We start from the raw sequence: 17262 nt of genomic DNA, 5'->3' as shown, positions 1-17262 counted from the left end.
TCAACTCGTCGTTACGCTCCTGGAGCCTTATTTGCAGCCAGATAATTATTAAACCTATTTACGGGATGTTGTACTAGGATAGTTGCGTGCAATAAGCAGCCGCACGTATTCGATCGCCCGAGTCTTGCCAATGCGCGACGGCCCGTAGATGAGCGCACCCATGACCCGGTAGCGCAGACATCGCGCGACCAGTTCGTAGAACTCCTCGATTGCTGGGGTGGCAAAATGCGAATTGACGACTTTATTTCGTTCGGACTGCAAATATAAATGTCGATCAGAATCCGTGCAGTCCGGATCAGTCAGGACTGGCATGGTTTTCGAATTGACAAAATTATTTCGGTTTACGGACACCTACCGCAAGGAGTCTGAACGCTTGCTGCTGTGGTCGATCACCGAACTGCGCAAACCGCTCTCCTCGCTCACCCACGAAGACCTGCTGCTCTACCAGCGGTTTCTGGCAGACCTGCAGCCGGCACAACGCTGGGTCATGACCGGCCGTAAGGTGGCCCGCGCGGATCCGCACTGGCGGCCGTTCGCGGGACCGCTCTCCCCCAGCAGCCAGCGACAGGCGTTTGTCATTGTGAATACCCTGTTCGCCTAGCTGGTCAACGCGGGTTACCTGGCCGGCAATCCACTCTCCCTGTCGCGTCAGCGTGCGCGAAAGGCGAAGCCGCGCGTGACGCGATTCCTCGAGGACGATCTCTGGCAGGCCGTCAAAACCTCGATCGACGCGATGCCCCGTGATACCGTGCGCGAGCAGGAACACTACGCGCGCAACAGGCACCTTCCGATTCGATCAGCGCTGTCTCGAAGAGGGGTCTGCAGATACTAGGGCCACCAGGCAAGGTGGTAGAACATCAGGCACGCTCCCCGGAACCCTCGGAGCCACACCCGGCGGATTCCATCTGTCGAGAAGCTCTCGAGTGTGCGGTGCCCTAGCGATATAACGCCAATCGTCATCCAGGCGATAGCAATCAGCAGGGTTGGAAGCGACGAGGTGCAGGCCGCAACGAACAGGGCAAGCGGCAAACAGATCTCAAGTGCCGAACGCTTTTTCATTCCCTGTTCTCCCCGTCAAAAGCGAACTGACTTTAGCTTACTCCGCTGTGAAAGAAGGGAAGGATCACCTGCGACGCGGAACTGGCTGCATCCAGATTTTTGGGCAGATGGCACTCCTCTAATGCGCGCCCGCCGTTTTAGACAAGACTTACAATGAGCCCTTTGTCGGCAGTCGGCGTTGTATCAACGTCGGCCTGCGCAAAGCTCAATCGACTAACTGACGGGGGCGAGGATGAAGGACAGGGCCACCGTTCTGTGTGTTCGAGGTAACCGCATTCTGCTCGTCGCCAGGGAAAGATCACGATGGGCGCTGCCGGGCGGAAGAATTCGTCGGGGCGAAGCGCCCCATGAAGCTGCGTTGCGTGAATTGGAAGAAGAAACCATGCTCGTCGCTAACGAGCTAATGTACCTTTTCCAGTTTAGCGGCTTCAACACGCTGCACAACGTCCTCTTCGCTGACGTCGCACAACATACAACCGCACAGCCCAGCAACGAGATTGCGAAGTGCAAGTGGTTCGCTCCCGTCAAAATAACGACGCTTTCCGCCAGTGTTCCAACTCGCGGAATTGTGGAGCTTTTCTTCAAGCACATTGGCGTTCTGGGACCTGACAACGTACGGCAGCCATTGCAGCACGTGGACCGGGTAACACCATGAGCCACATTTACCAGTACCAGGGATTCGCCATTGCGGTCGCCGTTGAGAGCGACCGCAGTCAGAAGGACGCGAGCGGTGCGCCGCCCAGCGTGTGGCGATAGTGACAATCAGCAGAATCGGAGCCGCAGTCGCCGTCTTCTCCCCACTTCGCTTTGGTGAATCACAAGGCAAGTCATTTACCAGCGAAAACGATGCGCTCAAGAGCGGCTATAGCGCGGGGCGCCGCGTTGTCGATGACTTGTTGACTTCGTGACTCTCCCGTCAAAGAGACTTTGCAAGCCGTCTCCATTACTGTTAATGCAATGACAGGTCGCAATTGACCACCCATATTTACCGGTCTACGTATCGTAGCTGACGCCGCTCGTTGCCTTCGTGGGACCGTTCTCGACTCGTAAGAGACTCAAATTTCTCCTTAACGGTCGTTCAAGCCTCGTCAGCGAGGAACTATTAACGAACAAGAAGAATGCAACCATGCGCGCAAAGTTGAGGTGGGTGCAATGATCTTTGTCCGATCGCTATCTGCGGGACGACTTAAACCAATGAGCCGCCTGCGTTCACTGTCGTCTCCTCTGCCCGGCGCATCGCCCGCAGCTGTGCAAATCAAGCAAAAAAAGAGAGGCGAGTTTTTCGCGTCGTTCATGCCGTTGCACCAAGGGCCGAAAACGCCTGGGAGGCAAACACGCTAACGAGTAATACTTAGGCTTACCTTACGTCCCATGATTAAAATCGGGAATGTCACGCCTCATCTATGCATCGAGCGCAAGGAACGTTTCTTTTCCGGACAACGTGTCGAAACCCTAAATTTCCCGATGGGTTCGCCGTTAAGAAGAGGGAGCCGTTCCCTATAACACTAACTAAGATGCCCAATGTTCGCTTCAATTCGCACACGCATTCTTGCCGCTTGCCTCACCATCGTCGTCGTCGCGCTGCTCGCCAACGCAGCACTCAATTATTTTGTCGCGAAGTCGTATAACGACGAAGCCATTGCGGCAAATCTCGATGCCGTGTCTGCAGGCCACGTTGCCGGCATTAACGACTGGATCGCCACACGTTCCCTGATGATCAAGTCTTTGCAGACATCCGCGAGCTCGTCCGATCCGCTTCCATCGCTTCTCGACATCATGCATGCGGGTAATTTCAGCAACGTGTACGTTGGGCGATCTGATAAGACAGCGAAATTTTCGGCACCCGAAGGTATTCCCGCTGACTATGATCCAACTACGCGCCCTTGGTACAAGGAAGTTATTGCCAACGGCAATCCCCTCGTGACCAAACCCTTCGTTGACGTGGCAACCGGTAAGCTAGTGGTCTCATTTGCAGCGCCTACCGCCGAGGTTGAAGGTGTTAAGGGGGTCGTCGGCGGCAATGTCAGCCTGGAAACTGTAAGTGCGAACGTCAACTTGATCCATCCCACACCGGCAAGCTTTGGCATGCTGCTCGATGGTAACGGCAATATTATTGCCTATTCCGACGCGAAGTTGATCGGCAAGCCGGTAACCGACCTCGCTCCCGATCTTTCCCTTGGCGCATTGATCGGTGCGCGGACTCCGGTTCGCATTAAAGTCGGTGGTGCAGTAAAACTGATGAAGGCCACACCGATTGCTGGAACCGATTGGCAAGCTGTGGTCGCACTCGACGAAGCAGAAGCGACCGCCGGCATGCGCTCGCAACTCATGAGTGCTGTCATGGCGCTGGTGCTCATCGTAATAGTCGCAGCCGTCGTCATGGGCGCGGTCACAACGGTCTCGCTCAAGCACCTTGCGACCGTTCGCGACGCCATGGAAGCGATCGGATCGGGATCTGGCGACCTGACGACGCGTCTTCCTGCCGACGGCCGCGACGAAGTTGCGCAGATCTCGCGTGCCTTCAACCAATTCGTCGATAAACTCTTGGTCGTCATGAAACAAATTCGCGACACCAGCGAATCTGTGCGGCTCGCCGCCAACGAGATCGCCACGGGCAACATTGACTTGTCCGGTCGCACGGAGGCGGCAGCGGCAAGCCTTCAGCAAACGGCCGCGTCCATGGAAGAGATCACTTCCACCGTGACTCTTTCGGCAAGCGCCGCGAAACAGGCGAACAGCAAGTCATCGTCTGCGTCAAGCGTCGCCGCGCGCGGCGGAGAAGTTGTCACCGACGTGATCGGTACGATGGCGTCGATTGAAACCGCATCGAGCAAGATTGGCGACATTATCGGCGTCATCGACGGCATTGCTTTTCAAACGAACATCCTCGCACTGAATGCAGCAGTGGAGGCAGCGCGCGCAGGCGAACAGGGACGTGGTTTCGCTGTTGTAGCGAGCGAGGTGCGCAGTCTGGCACAGCGCAGCGCCCAGGCGGCCAAAGAGATCAAAGTGCTGATCGAAGCAACCGTTGACAGCGTTGCCTCCGGCTCTGCGCAGGTCCGTCAAGCAGGCGCGACGATGGAAGAGATCGTGGGATCAGTCAACAGCGTGACGACCATCATGGCAGAGATATCCGGTGCTTCCGACGAGCAGACGCGGGGGATTCAGGAAGTCAACCGCGCCGTCGCACAACTCGATGAGATGGTGCAGCAAAACGCCGCTCTTGTTGAGGAATCTACTGCCGCTGCCTCAACGCTGCAAAGTCAAGCGAATGACCTGGCCAATGCGGTCGGACAATTCAAGATTGACTAATATTCGGAAAAAAACTGGCTAAAGGCCGGTGATCGGCTTGGAGCAGTCCTGATGCCACGTCGATGATACCGAGCTAAGAAGACTCGCGGTAACAAGCGGATCAAGCCTCCCGACAGCATCCGCCGCTTCCTGCAGTGGACAGACCAGGCGTCCGTTCATTTAGCGACTGTCGCGGATCTGGCGCCCGTGACGAGAGTCCGCCTTTGGCCGGCCCCTTCGCGGGCTCCCAGCGGCTGGCAGCTCTCGCTTGGCGATGAGCTCGCGGGCAAGACGCTCGGATTGCTTGGTCTTGGCCACGTCGGCTCGGCTGTCGGCATCATCGGGCGGCCATTCAGAATGAACGTCATCGCTTGGAGTCAGAACCTCCCCACGAAGCGCGCCGCGGAAAAGGGCGTGCAGCTAGTCAGAAAAGATGTACTGTTCTCCACGCAGATTTCTTGTCGATTCACGTGCGGCTTAGCGAGCGAACCCAGGGTTTGGTCGGCACGACGGAACTCGCGCAGACGAAACCTGCAAGCCGGCGATCAATACGTCTGGAAAGCCTGGCTGAAATCAAGGTGACGTTGGTGCGGACCACGACCGGAGGCGCAGGACGACGGCCAACGGTGATGCTGGCGCCAGAGCTCACGACTGAGCAGCGCCGCGCAGTCAAGGTCTTCGAGCTGAAGAGGTGGGCTCCTCAGTTATTTCATGTATAACCTATCAGCCTTTTCTGCCACTTATGCCTGGCGAAAACCATCTATCCGGCGCTCCGCCATGCGAAGGTAGGGCTAGGGGACCGATCGTCGACCATGTCGCAATACTTGGGGCACTCACGACCGGTCAGATTGCCGGCGCCGCAATGGACGTATACGACGCCGAACCGCTCGACAATCCGCAACATCTGCGCGAATCGCCCAATGTGCTCGCGACACCTCATATAGGCTGCGTTTCGATGGAGTTGTATCGCACCTTCTAAAGCGATACCGTGCATAACATCGTTCGGTGGCTTGATGAAACCGGACGTTCTGCGCAAGGCTAGCGGAGGAGATGATCTTCGCGAGGTCCGTCTCGTACTCGAGGTCCTTGTATTGCGCCGACCGGTCTCGCGGATGACTCCAGAGTCCCGGCGAGTGATGCCGAACGCAGTTCATCTCGAACGCGTTGAAGTGGATCCCGGAAGAGGTCGCTCAAAGCGACGCGCTAACGCTGGTGGAAATGCGGAATCTGTTGTCTCAGGCCGTGGACATTCGTCGAGATCGTGGAGACCGAAATATCCGGTATCTTTTCGGACTCGAACTCCCGAGTGCCGATGATCGCGGTCACTTGCCCGACGGCACGCATCCGGACATGGCCGGGCACGCAAAGATAGGACATCGCTTCTTTGATGGTCTCCTCAGGGGCTCTGTCAACTTGTCGAGACTGAGGCGGAAAGACGGCAGGAAATAGCGTCCCCCGGAACGCGTAGGACGGGTTTTGGGTGACTTCGGTGAGTTCGCGCCAGGCAACGAAACCCGCCGCGAGTTGTTTGCGATAGAGTGAAGCGCGCAGCCAAGAGTGAATTTTTAACAATGGAGAAAAGAAAAACTTTGCGGCTTGCGCGGGTTGCGGCAATGTCGATCGTGCAGACACAGACACCAGCGACAGCCGCAGGCGTCGCGCAATATCTTTTGTGGCCTCGATGTCGCCTGCAGATCAGCCTGTCTGCGCGTCACTTCGTACCGTTTCGATCTGGGCCGGCGTGCTTAAGCGCGCCGGCCGGATGCGGCCGTAGGCGAGAAGCGCGATGCCACCCAGGATCACGAGTGCTCCCAGCACAACGAAGCCGGACATATAAGAGCCGGTGGACTTGTAGAGCACGCCGACAAGAAAGCCCGCGAGCGTGCCGCCGCCACCGGCTCCGATACCGTTGATGATTCCGGACGCCGGGCCGATCGCTTGTGGCTCGATGGTCGACTGCAATATGGACCAGATATTCGGAGTATAGCTGCTGGCGTAATACCCAAGCGCTACGGTGATGAGCGCGAGTTTCGCGTACCCGCTGTCGACTACGGGCAATAACATCATCAGGATGCCTGGGATGAGGAGGCCCAACGCCGCAATAAGCACGCGGCGCCCCGTGCGGTCACTGATCCTAGACATCGGCAACGCGAGAAGCACCGCGGCAAGATAGGGCAATGAGCTCGCGATGGCCTGGCACGTCCCGGTAAAGCCCACGGATCGCACGGCAAGCGGGATCCACAACGTCACGCCCCAGAACAACATTCCCTGGGTAATGTAACTGAGTAGCAACAACAGGAAGGGATATCCGCCCAAAGCGGTCAGTGTGAGCCTCGGTATAGTGGCCTGCGTCGGAGCGATCGCGCGGTATGGCGCCTCCGACTCTGGTCTTAGTTTGGCAATATAGAGCGGCACGATGCCGACCAAACCGATGCCGCCCATCAGGAAAAACATGATCCGCCAGCCAAACGCATTGTAGATGGGCGTCAGAATCATGAAGCCTACTGCGAGCGCAATGAATTGTCCGTAGTACTGGACAATGGCATTCGCCTTGGTGCGCTCGTCGGGCGCGAACCAGGCCTTGGCGAATCGAGACTGCTGCGGCCAGTAGACACCCTCCGCAATGCCAAGGATGAATCGGCAGCCTAGCAAGACGGCCAGGGAATCCGTGAATCCTACGATTACAGTCGCCAGTGACCAGATTGCGAAGCTCCAGATCACCACTGTTTTCGGATCGTACTTTCGGGTCAGGATGCCGCCCAAAACGTTGGCGACGGCGTATCCGACCAGGAAGATCGTCAACGCCCAACTGGCCGTCACAGCAAAGCGATCCCCCGCGAAACCGAGATCCCGCGCCACGGACGGAAGCCCGACCGATAGCGTGGTACGGTCAAGATAAGCCACGAAAAGCCCGACCATCAGCGATCCGCCGATGCTCCACCATCTTGATTGCATCATTGTCATCTCCTCCACTTCGTTTGTTTTTTTGCCACAACCCGGCGCAAGCTCGGCACGCGGGACATTGATGTCTGTCGCCGTTCCTCGATATCGAGGGCGTCGCCTTGAAGCGGTCAACGAGCGGCAAATCGGGTCAACATCTCCCTGTCGATCTCGATTCCCAAACCTGGCCCGTCTGGAATCTGAACGATGCCGCCGACATGTTCGATCGGCTGGGTCAGCAATGCCATGCGGATCGGATGCTCGGTTCGGTCGAGTTCCAGCATCGGCTCAGTCGCCGCGAGTGAAGGCGGTGTGTGCGGCGGCAGCACGGCGAGCAACTGCAGCGACGCGGCGATCGCCACCCCCGTTCCCCAGACGTGCGGGTTGTAACGCATGCCGAATGCCACCGCCATGTCGGCGATCTTTTTGCATTCGGACAATCCTCCCGCAGCGCAAGTGTCCGGTTGAATGATGTCCAGCGCCCGGGATACGAGCAGGTCGCGAAAGCCAAAGCGCGTAAATTCGCACTCTCCGCCCGCGATCGGGATCGAAAGAGCGGCTTTCACCTGCCGGTAGCCGGTCAGATCTTCCGGAGGCACCGGCTCCTCGAACCATCCGATGTCGTGCTCCTCGATCATCTTGCCGAGACGGATCGCGGCGACCGCATCGTAGGCGTGATTTGCATCGACCATCAAGGCGACGTCGGGGCCGATCGCCGCGCGCACGGCGCGTGTCACCGCTGCGTCTTCCTCAACACCGAAGCCCACCTTAAGCTTGACCGCCTTGAATCCTTGAGCAACGTATCCAGCGGCTTCTTCGGCCAGATACTGGACCGGATCGCCTGAGCTGCGCCGGTACAAACCGGTCGCGTAGGCTTGAACATTCGTGCGAAGCGGGCCCCCCATCAGTTGATAAGCGGGGACGCCGAAGTGCTTGCCCTTGATGTCCCAAAGTGCAATATCAATACCGCTCAGTCCCTCGATAACGACGCCCTTCTGTCCGTGATCGCGGAATCTGGCATAGAGTTCCTGCCAAAGCGCATCGGTCCGCAGCGGATCCATGCCGATCAGCAATGGCGTCATGCTCTTGACGACAGTTGCCGTTATCCACGCCGGGCCATAACACTCGCCCCATCCGACGAGACCGTCGTCTGTCTCGATCTCGACTATCATCGCCATCCGCGTGTCGTACCACGCACGGGAATACGCGAATGGCTCGGAGAGTCTGGCCTCGAGGACGTGGGTGCGGACACTTGTTATCTTCATATTTCGACTAGGAATTTTTCACGGCCCGGCTGGAAGCCAGGCGCCAAATGGATCAGGCGACGCCAATGATGACGGCATCGCGATCTGTTACCATATAATATGACTTTTAAATGCTAGCATAAAGTATGACTTTTTTGAACCACCCATTCAAACGGAATCTGCGCGATCAGTTGGTCGACGACCTGGGGCGTGGCATCGTGCGCGGGGAACGGCAGCCGGGCGACGTCCTTCCGAACGAGGGTGAGTTGCTCGCGCATTACAACGTCAGCCGGACCGTCCTGCGAGAAGCGTTGCAAGTACTTTCAGCCAAGGGACTGGTGGACTCGCGTCAGCGGCGGGGAACCACCGTGTGCCCGCGCTCGGAGTGGAGTCAGCTCGATCGTTCCCTGCTCGAGTGGCATGAAAGCTCTGACGTTGCAGACGCCGCCCTGCAACAATTGATGGAGGTGCGTAGGATCGTCGAGCCAGCAGCAGCGGCACTTGCTGCGCAACGCGCGGGTCCGCAAGAGCGCGACCGCATCAAGGCGGCCTATGTCGGAATGGAGACCTCCGGGGACGACGTCGAAGCGTTCGTGACGGCAGATCTTCAATTCCACACGGCGATCCTTGAGGCAAGCGGAAATCAGTTTTTGCTGCCGATCGTGCAAGCCATTCGCACGACGCTCGCCGCATCGCTGCGGATCACTAACAAACGTCAAGACGAGAACCACCAGGTTTCCTTGCCGCTGCATGCCGCGATTCTCAAGGCTATTCTTGCCGGCAAAGCAGAAGCGGCAGCCCGTGCAATGCAGGTTCATCTCGACGATACGGAGCGCAGACGCGCGCGCAACAAAAGCGAGGTCTCAACGCTACGTTAGTTTGGCGTTGACCGCGAAGACTAACGACGTGACTAGCGTCACTGGCTCGTTTGTTTCTGGCAAAAACCACTTTGCTTGGTGGAGAATCGCGGGCAACAACGCGAAGCATGTCGCTGCCGAAGCGCGCTTACTTCGAGCTGAGACATCTCATTCACAGGGACCAGTGCTATCTCATCAGCGCGCAAAACCGAAGGAGCCACTGCGCCCGCTACGAATAAATGTCGACGTATTTCGCTAACTCATCTTCTGCGGAAAATCAGCGGCCATTCGCTTTGCGCCAGGCATCGAAGTCGACCAGCGTCTGTGCGTGCGATGCCGGATAGAGAACAATGATCGAACGCCCCCAAGAACCTGTTCGCCAACGAAGTCCTCGAAGGCCGTCATTTCAGTGCCTCCACAGCAATCTCGTCGGCGAGATGCGCGTGAACGACGATGACACCATCGTTATCTCCCACGATCACGTCTTCGGGAAAAACAGGCGCCCCACCGCAGCCGACCGGCACGTTGATGTCGATAGCCTGATGCAAAGTAAGATTGGTCGGCGCCGACGGACGCTGGTGAAAAGCAGGAATCGCCAGTGTGGCGATTTCCGACGCGTCGCGAAAACCCCCATCGGTTACTACGCCGGCCACGTTCCTCATCATCAGGCGCGACACCAAAATCGAACCCGCCGATGCTGCGCGCGGATCGTTACGGCTGTCCATCACGAGCACGGCGCCCGTCGGACATGTCTCAACGGCCTTGCGCTACGGATGCTCTGGATCGCGGAAGACTTCCAGCTTGTTCAGGTCTTCACGTGCCGGCATATACCGTAACGTGAATGCCGGGCCAACCATGCTTTCCTTGAGCGGTGCGAGCGGTTATTGCTGCCTAAAGCCTCGCTTGTAGAGTGCGGTCGCTATGGTAGCGGTGCTTATACGCTTGAACATTTGAAGCGTGCTGCTCGAAATCTCCGACATTTTTTCCTCTTTGGTTTTACATTCTTCGACCGCCTGTAGCGCAGCCGAGGTGAACGATCGCGTCCGCCCCAACTCAACGCAGCAGGCTTCTTTTTCCGGACCGCGCGGAGGCGAAGTTCGCATCCCACGCCGCAATTTTCGCCAGCTATGGGACCATCGCCGAATTGTGCGGTAACGTCCGTGCAGCCCCCCGGCTCTCGCTCTCTTCCACAATGGCGGACTGCCTCGCAGGCACGACGAGATCGTCGAGGTGGAAGCGCTTCAGCCGCAGGAACTCCGGTCCGAGCTCATCGAGACTATTCACGCCGAGAAGTCCCATGTCAGCGCGAATCTCGGCCTTAAGCAAGGCTATCGCGTGCTCGACACCCGCCTGACCGGCAATGGTTGCCGCGTAGTTAAATGGTCGCCCGATAAATGCACACTTCGCGCCAAGCGCGATGGCTTTCAACACGTCGGTGCCTCGCCTGAAGCCGCTATCGATCATGACGGGCATACCCTTGCACGCCTTGACCACATGAGGGAGCATCCTCATTGGCGATACTGTGCCGTCCAACTGACGTCCTCCGTGATTGGACACGATGATGCCGTCAACGCCCAGGTCTCGTGCGGTCGCTGCGTCGTTGGGATGCGTGATTCCCTTGAGCACTAACGGGCCCTTCCATTGCCCGCGGATTGCGCGGATCGCGTTCCAGTCAAGGTGCTCGCGGCCACTGAAGTCACGGTTGGCCCGACGCGACAAGAGCGGCTCGCCTCGCGTGGCACCGGCATTTTCGAAGTACGGCATGCCATGTCGAATCATCGTTCGCAGGAAAGTGAAAAGCGACCATGTTGGATGAGTAAGGCCATCGCAGAGCAGGGAAAGATTTGGCCGCAACGGAGTCTTGAAGCCATTGCGAGCATTATTCTCCCGGTTCGGGACCACGGCTGAATCTACCGTAACAACAAGCGTCGTCACTCTTGCTGCAAGCACTCTCGCGACGAGACCACCAATCTCCTCCAGCGTTCTTGGCATGTATGCCTGGAACCACGTACCCGGAGCTGCCCGAACCACGTCCTCCATGCGAATGAGCGAGGCGCCGCTTAAGATCATTGGAACGCCGCATGCCTGGGCACCTTGTGCCTGCGTAAGATCGCCTCGATACCCCGACAACGAACTAATGCCCATGGGGGAGATGCCGATTGGCGCCTCGTAGCGCACGCCGAACAGCTCGATGCTCTGGCTTCGCCCGGACACGTCCCTCAGGACCCGGGGAACAAAGCCGAGTTCGTTGAATGCGTCGCGATTGTCATCGAGCGACGCATTGTCTTCCGTAGCGCCGGAGATGTATCCGAAGAGCGGACGCGGCAAGCGCTTTTTTGCGATGCGCTCGAAGTCTGCCAATGACAGAATGTCACGCATCTTGTTTGACGCATCCTTGAGTTGCTTGGTCATATTTCGACAGCGGTGGTGTTTAGAATTGGTAAGGGGCCCGTTATTCGTTCGTGACGAGCGTCGCTGGCGCCTCTTTCGGCGTCAGGCGCGCGAAGAACACCAACAGGCCAGAGATGACGGATGTAGCTGCAAGACCATACAGGCCACCTTTGATCGAACCCGTATGCTGTTCGAGAAAACCGAAAGTGGCGGGTGCGACGAACCCGCCAAGGTTGCCGACCGAGTTGATCAATGCGATCACGGCGGCTGAAATGCGCGGATCAAGATAGCCCTGCGGAATTGGCCAGAACAGCGAAGACGCTGCCTTGAACCCGATCGCCGCGAAACAGATGGAGATGAAAGCAAAGATGGGCAAACTGGTGGTCGAAAAATACAGGCCAATCGCCGCGACGATCAGCGCCGACGCCACCCATGCTTGCTGGAAGCGCCATCGCGCAGCCAACGCCGCGTAGATGTACATCGCAACAATCGAAATCAGCCATGGGACCGAATTCAACAGACCGACCTGGAAATCCCCCAGGCCGTGGCCCATGGTGCGGATGACGCCCGGCAACCAGAACAGGGCCGCGTAGATGGTCAACTGAATGCAGAAGTAGAGAAAGCAAAAGAGGACAATCTGCGGGTCGCGAAGCAGCTTAAATGCGGACACATGGATCGATCGGTAAGCGTCGCGACTGCTGTTTTCTTCCTTGATGCAACCGACAAGCACCCTCTTCTCGTCAGCGCTCAGCCATTTTGCCTCGCCTGGCCGCGACACCAGCCAGAACCATACGAATCCGCTCAGGAGCGTCGAACCGGCGCCCTCGATGAGGAACAACCACTGCCAGCCGTGCAGATTCAAGCCGTGGAGCTGCAGCAATGCGCCAGATAAGGGACCCGAAACAATGGACGATAGCGCCGATCCGCTGAGAAATAGTGCGACGGCCTTGCCGCGCGCACCATCCGGGAGCCATTGGGTGAAGTAATAAAGCACGCCCGGAAAGAAGCCCGCTTCGGCCGCTCCCAGCAAGATACGCACGATGTAAAACTGCATCTCGTTTTGAATGAACGCCATGAGGATGGACACCACACCCCACGTCGCCATGATACGAGTCAGCCACACCCGAGCACCGTACCTTTGCATCAGGACATTCGAGGGAACCTCAAGCAACGAGTAGGTCAGGAAGAATAAGCCTGCCCCCAGGCCATAGGCCGCCGCGCCAATACCGAGATCGGCCTGGAGATGCGGGCGGATAAAGCTGATGTTGACCCGGTCAATGTAATTCACCATGAACATCACGATAAATAGCGGCAGCACGTGCCGCTTCACCTTCGATACCGCAGATTCCAAGACCCGTTCGTCATCCACTCCACTGTTCGCGCGGTTCATGTCTCGTCTCCAATCCTTTATGCAATAGCGGGGGGCGCTTCGGGCGCACGGCGCATCTGCTTGTTTTAGTGATAGTGGTTTTGTGGGGTGCTCCAGCCTTCATCTCTCCCCGGACATCAGGCGATAGACACCAGAGGACGGTTGCGTATTAACCGGTGCTCTGACAACAACCGCGGCCGGCCTCCTCCCGCGCACCATGATTGATCGTCCGTTGAGTTCAAAAAGATATCCGAACAATACACGCAAAACATCAGGTTGTCAGACTAATTGTTTCACCCTAGGGCCATTCGCGAATTGCGAAATTTGACCCTTAGGCTTCCAACTAGGCCGTACGTTCGCCGGCGTCAGGCAACTTGATACCCATGCGCTGAGCCGCGTTCCGAAGATGTCGTTCGGCGGCCAGCGCCGCTGAAACGTCGTCCTGGTTCGCGATCGCGTCATACAGCTCGCGGTGCTCCAGCTGCGCTTCGTCCGTCCCGCCCGTACCCCATGCCAAACGTCGTTCGGCCGCTAGCTGAGCGCTTAGAAAGTCGTGGAAAGCGACGAAGTAATCGTTTTTGGTTGCTGCAAGGATGGCGCGATGAAAATCAATATCAGCCGCCGCAGCCGCAGCGGCGTCTAGTTCCTTTCTCTTGACTTGCATCTGCTTGAGCGCCTGGCTCATTCTCTTGAGGTCATCTTTCGATCGGCGCCACGCCGCAGCTCTCGCTGCCTGGGTCTCTATCCAAAGGCGCATTTCAAAGAGCTGCGGATAATGCAACTTGCTGCCGGTGTCCTGAGGAAGGCGGAAGACAGTGCCAGCTGGATTGGACGAGACATAGGAGCCCGATCCCCGCCTGACCGTCAGCACACCATCAGCCTTCAGCTGCGAAACTGCCTCACGCACGACAGAACGGCTGACGTCGAGCTGCTCCGCGAGTTGCTGTTCGGTCGGCAAGCGCGAGGCAGCCGCAAACCGGCCTCCGGCGATCTCGGCACGAATGGCCTTGACTACTCCATCTACTAACGAATTAGGTCGTTCAACCACCAACATATATCGGTCCCATCAGTGGATCGCCGAGAAAAATGGATCATTCAAGTTGCGCCAAACAAGTTTCGCAGGTTTTGTCAGAAAATGGCGAGCGAAAGCAATTCCTGTGTGCGGCGCTAATGAATGTCCCTCAGTTTTCGTCTTTGAACGTACCGCGTCAACTACGGTGCATTGACTCGAATGGAAGCGATAGCAAAGCGGTACTTCATCTCAACCGATGTTGTTTGCAAGGACCTCCCTCGAGAGTCAAGGCCTGGGTTCGATTTTTTTGACACTCGCAGATACTGGATACGCACCTTCAGGTGGGCCTGTTGGTGTAGTCATTGCTTTCCCCAAGTCGGCTGCCGCTATCGTGTCGAAGCAATACTAGGAATAGACTCAGACTGCGTCTTTGCAAGCGGCCTTTGCCCGAGACGTATCGGGCGGGCCACGATATTAGCCGCACAAGAGAACCCTCCTTCTGTGAGTTGGAAGTTGTGTGCCCCCTGAGACAGAGTCGCGCAAAGACACGACTCGCGTGCCGAATGGTGGCTTTTTATGGAAGTTTGCCGATAATCGCGCTGTATTCGTCCTTCATGAACGCTCGGCGCGTATGCGTACGGACATTGCCTTCGGACCCGAGCGAATAGCCGAATGCCGCGAAGCTTTGCTCATCCGGTGCGTCGATGACGCGTAACAATGTCATATTTGCCCCTCCGTCCAGGAGATCTCTTTCATTTCACAGCGAAAGGTCTTGCCCTACTCCGACGCTTGACCGGCCCGCTGTCGGCTGTTTTTGATGTTGCGTAAACCTTGATCGGTGAATTGTGCAAGAACCACATACAGCAAGTCGTCTTGACGATTCCCTTTACGATTAGCACGATTCGAGATTCAGACGCGCAAGCTCGACCGCGAACGCTACTGCGATCGTGTTGCTCGAAAGCGTTCTGCACGGAATCTGACTGTAGGCAATGGAATCGCGCGCCACTGGCGGTTTAGCTTCCTGGGCAGTTGAGGAAGGCGTGAAACGCAGGTCGAGATCGGCCGCCTTGGCGGTGAAGCTGCACAGGATCGGGCCGCCACCAGGATGGCTCGCGCAATCGAAATCTCGCCCGGCACCTTCCGGGTTAACGCGAAGCCAGCAACGAGCTCAACCAGTGATAGACAGACTGGGACCGGTATCGCCTTTTGACACGGTTTCCGGCGCACGCCAGGTCAAGCGCTTCGCACGATCTTCAGCAAGCGCTCCACAATCAACCAGTGGCATCCGCGAGTGCCGTGCTACTCAAGTGCGCTCAGGCTGGAAGATCTCAATGCGTAGCATCGCCTGGTCCAAGCCTTTTTTGTCTCGAACCCGGCAAGCCTGATCTTCGTTTCTCCTCTCAACCCTTCAGGCTTGCTAGCGCCCGCGCACGAATTTCGCTAAGACTCAGTCGCGGCGTCAGGGCGTCCGGGTCCACCCGCACTTCAATCAGCGCCGGTTTGCCCGAGGCTACCGCTCGCTCAAACGCAGACGCGAACTGCGCCGTGCTCTCCACCAGCTCCCCGTGGCAACCAAACGCACGCGCGAACATCACAAAGTCCGGATTGACAAGATCCGTCGCCGACACCCGCCCCGGATACTCACGCTCCTGGTGCATTCGAATCGTCCCGTACATGCCATTGTTCACCACCACGAAAATCACGTTCGCACGGTATTGAACAGCAGTCGCCAGCTCCTGGCCGTTCATCAGAAAACAACCGTCGCCCGCAAACGCAATCACCAGACGGTCCGGCGCCGTCAGCTTCGCTGCGACGGCCGCAGGAACCCCGTATCCCATCGAACCGTTCGTCGGCGCCAACTGCGTCCGAAAACCCTTGTATTGGAAATATCGCTGCAGCCACCCCGAATAGTTGCCCGCGCCGTTGGTCAGAATCGTGTCGGCAGGAACACGCTCGCTCAGCCATCGCACGACTTCACTCATCTGCACCGGACCCGGCGATGGCAACGGTTCAAGTGCCGCAACATACGCTGCGCGCTGCGCTGCCGTACGCGTTTTCCAGGGTATATGCGCGACCGGTTCGAGAACACGCGCCGCCCGTGCAAATGGCACCATGCCACTGTTGATCGCCACGGTCGGCTGATACACACGACCCAGTTCTTCAATGCCCAGATGTACATGTACCAGCTTCTGCTTCGGCACTGGAATATCCACAAGCGTGTAGCCGGCAGTCGTCAACTCGCCAAGCCGGGCACCAACCACCAACAACAGGTCGGCATCGCGAACGCCTGCAAGCAGATCGGGACCCGTCGCCAATCCCAGGTCGCCCACATAGTTGGGATGCGTGTTATCGAACAAATCCTGGCACCGGAACGACGCCGCCACCGGCAGATCGAAACGCTCCGCGAATGCCTGCATGTCTGCCACCGCCTGAGCAGTCCAGCCCCCCCCGCCAATGATCATCAGCGGCCTCTGCGCGTGCGCCAGCAGCGTGCGTACCACTGCCATATCCTCTCCGCCCGGGCTTGGCACGATCGGCTTGTAGGCCCCCGCATCGGCCACGCGTACGGCCTCGGTCAGCATGTCCTCGGGTAACGCAATCACCACGGGACCGGGGCGCCCGTTGACGGCGCGATGAAACGCCTGGCTGACGAGTTCAGGAATGCGGCCGGCATCGTCGATCTGCACTACCCACTTCGCGACATGACCAAACATCTGCCGGTAGTCGATCTCCTGGAACGCCTCGCGATCCGTCTGCTCTCGCGCGACCTGTCCGACGAACAACAGCATAGGCGTGGAGTCCTGGAAAGCCGTGTGAACGCCGATGGACGCATTAGTCGCGCCTGGCCCGCGTGTCACGAAACAGATTCCCGGCCTGCCGGTCAGCTTGCCGTACGCTTCGGCCATATACGACGCCCCGCCCTCCTGCCGACACACCGTGACGTCGATGGCGTCGCGTGCATCATGGAACGCATCGAGCACCGCGAGATAACTCTCACCCGGCACACAGAACACCCGCTCGACGCCATGTATGCGAAGCGCATCGACAAGGATTTGACCACCGGTCCTGCTCGTACTATTGATACTCACACTCAGCTCC

12 protein-coding genes and 4 pseudogenes are annotated in these 17262 nt (G+C 57.9%); 6 read left to right on the top strand and 10 right to left on the bottom strand.

The window, feature by feature from the left end; all coding sequences use genetic code 11:
* Positions 1 to 63: 63 nt before the first annotated feature.
* Positions 64 to 261, bottom strand: a pseudogene (locus AWB69_RS49955) (hypothetical protein); the annotation flags it as partial.
* Positions 262 to 346: 85 nt separating this feature from the next.
* Here AWB69_RS49955 and AWB69_RS49950 point away from each other — a divergent pair.
* The 5 genes and pseudogenes from AWB69_RS49950 to AWB69_RS46430 all read left to right on the top strand — a co-directional run.
* A pseudogene (locus AWB69_RS49950) lies at positions 347 to 787 on the top strand (tyrosine-type recombinase/integrase); the annotation flags it as partial.
* A 504-nt stretch (positions 788 to 1291) separates the two neighbouring features.
* On the top strand, positions 1292 to 1714 hold the full coding sequence (locus AWB69_RS39135; protein WP_062092143.1) for an NUDIX hydrolase: 423 nt from the start codon (positions 1292 to 1294) through the stop codon (positions 1712 to 1714).
* Positions 1715 to 2580: 866 nt separating this feature from the next.
* Positions 2581 to 4371 carry a methyl-accepting chemotaxis protein gene (locus AWB69_RS39130; RefSeq protein ID WP_062092142.1) on the top strand — a complete coding sequence of 597 codons (1791 nt, stop codon included), beginning with the start codon at positions 2581 to 2583 and terminating at the stop codon, positions 4369 to 4371.
* Positions 4372 to 4557: 186 nt separating this feature from the next.
* Positions 4558 to 4932, top strand: coding sequence for an NAD(P)-dependent oxidoreductase (locus AWB69_RS49945; RefSeq protein ID WP_331712712.1), 375 nt, complete (start codon positions 4558 to 4560; stop codon positions 4930 to 4932).
* A 160-nt stretch (positions 4933 to 5092) separates the two neighbouring features.
* Positions 5093 to 5329, top strand: a complete 237-nt coding sequence (locus tag AWB69_RS46430) for an NAD(P)-dependent oxidoreductase (protein ID WP_075644068.1) — start codon at positions 5093 to 5095, stop codon at positions 5327 to 5329.
* 482 nt (positions 5330 to 5811) lie between these two features.
* Here AWB69_RS46430 and AWB69_RS51125 read toward each other — a convergent pair.
* From AWB69_RS51125 to AWB69_RS39115, 3 genes and pseudogenes are all read right to left on the bottom strand, one after another.
* Positions 5812 to 5901, bottom strand: a pseudogene (locus AWB69_RS51125) (IS6 family transposase); the annotation flags it as partial.
* Positions 5902 to 6045: 144 nt separating this feature from the next.
* Positions 6046 to 7308, bottom strand: a complete 1263-nt coding sequence (locus tag AWB69_RS39120) for an MFS transporter (RefSeq protein ID WP_197500420.1) — start codon at positions 7306 to 7308, stop codon at positions 6046 to 6048.
* 113 nt (positions 7309 to 7421) lie between these two features.
* Entirely contained in the window at positions 7422 to 8555 is a 1134-nt protein-coding gene (locus AWB69_RS39115) for a mandelate racemase/muconate lactonizing enzyme family protein (protein WP_062092140.1), read from the bottom strand.
* 125 nt (positions 8556 to 8680) lie between these two features.
* Between AWB69_RS39115 and AWB69_RS39110 the strand changes: the two genes are divergently transcribed.
* Entirely contained in the window at positions 8681 to 9412 is a 732-nt protein-coding gene (locus AWB69_RS39110; protein WP_062092139.1) for a FadR/GntR family transcriptional regulator, read from the top strand.
* A 256-nt stretch (positions 9413 to 9668) separates the two neighbouring features.
* Here the strand turns inward: AWB69_RS39110 and AWB69_RS39105 are convergent.
* The 6 genes and pseudogenes from AWB69_RS39105 to AWB69_RS39080 all read right to left on the bottom strand — a co-directional run bounded on the left by AWB69_RS39105 (position 9669) and on the right by AWB69_RS39080 (position 17252).
* Positions 9669 to 10371: pseudogene (locus AWB69_RS39105) on the bottom strand (ribonuclease activity regulator RraA).
* A 145-nt stretch (positions 10372 to 10516) separates the two neighbouring features.
* Positions 10517 to 11803: an alpha-hydroxy acid oxidase gene (locus AWB69_RS39100; protein WP_063978000.1), complete on the bottom strand. Its 1287-nt coding sequence runs from the start codon at positions 11801 to 11803 to the stop codon at positions 10517 to 10519.
* Between the two features lie 40 nt (positions 11804 to 11843).
* Positions 11844 to 13172: an MFS transporter gene (locus AWB69_RS39095; RefSeq protein ID WP_062092138.1), complete on the bottom strand. Its 1329-nt coding sequence runs from the start codon at positions 13170 to 13172 to the stop codon at positions 11844 to 11846.
* Between the two features lie 322 nt (positions 13173 to 13494).
* Positions 13495 to 14205, bottom strand: coding sequence for a FadR/GntR family transcriptional regulator (locus tag AWB69_RS39090; protein ID WP_062092137.1), 711 nt, complete (start codon positions 14203 to 14205; stop codon positions 13495 to 13497).
* A gap of 532 nt (positions 14206 to 14737) precedes the next feature.
* Positions 14738 to 14887 (bottom strand): GYD domain-containing protein, encoded by a 150-nt coding sequence (locus AWB69_RS50980; RefSeq protein WP_407923078.1) that lies wholly within the window; start codon positions 14885 to 14887, stop codon positions 14738 to 14740.
* 676 nt (positions 14888 to 15563) lie between these two features.
* Entirely contained in the window at positions 15564 to 17252 is a 1689-nt protein-coding gene (locus tag AWB69_RS39080; RefSeq protein WP_062092136.1) for a thiamine pyrophosphate-binding protein, read from the bottom strand.
* Positions 17253 to 17262 lie beyond the last annotated feature (10 nt).

The sequence above is a fragment of the Caballeronia udeis genome (assembly GCF_001544555.2).
GTDB classification, from domain to species: domain Bacteria; phylum Pseudomonadota; class Gammaproteobacteria; order Burkholderiales; family Burkholderiaceae; genus Caballeronia; species Caballeronia udeis.
Note: the sequence above shows the minus strand (reverse complement) of the source record. Positions and strands in the feature narration are given on the sequence as shown.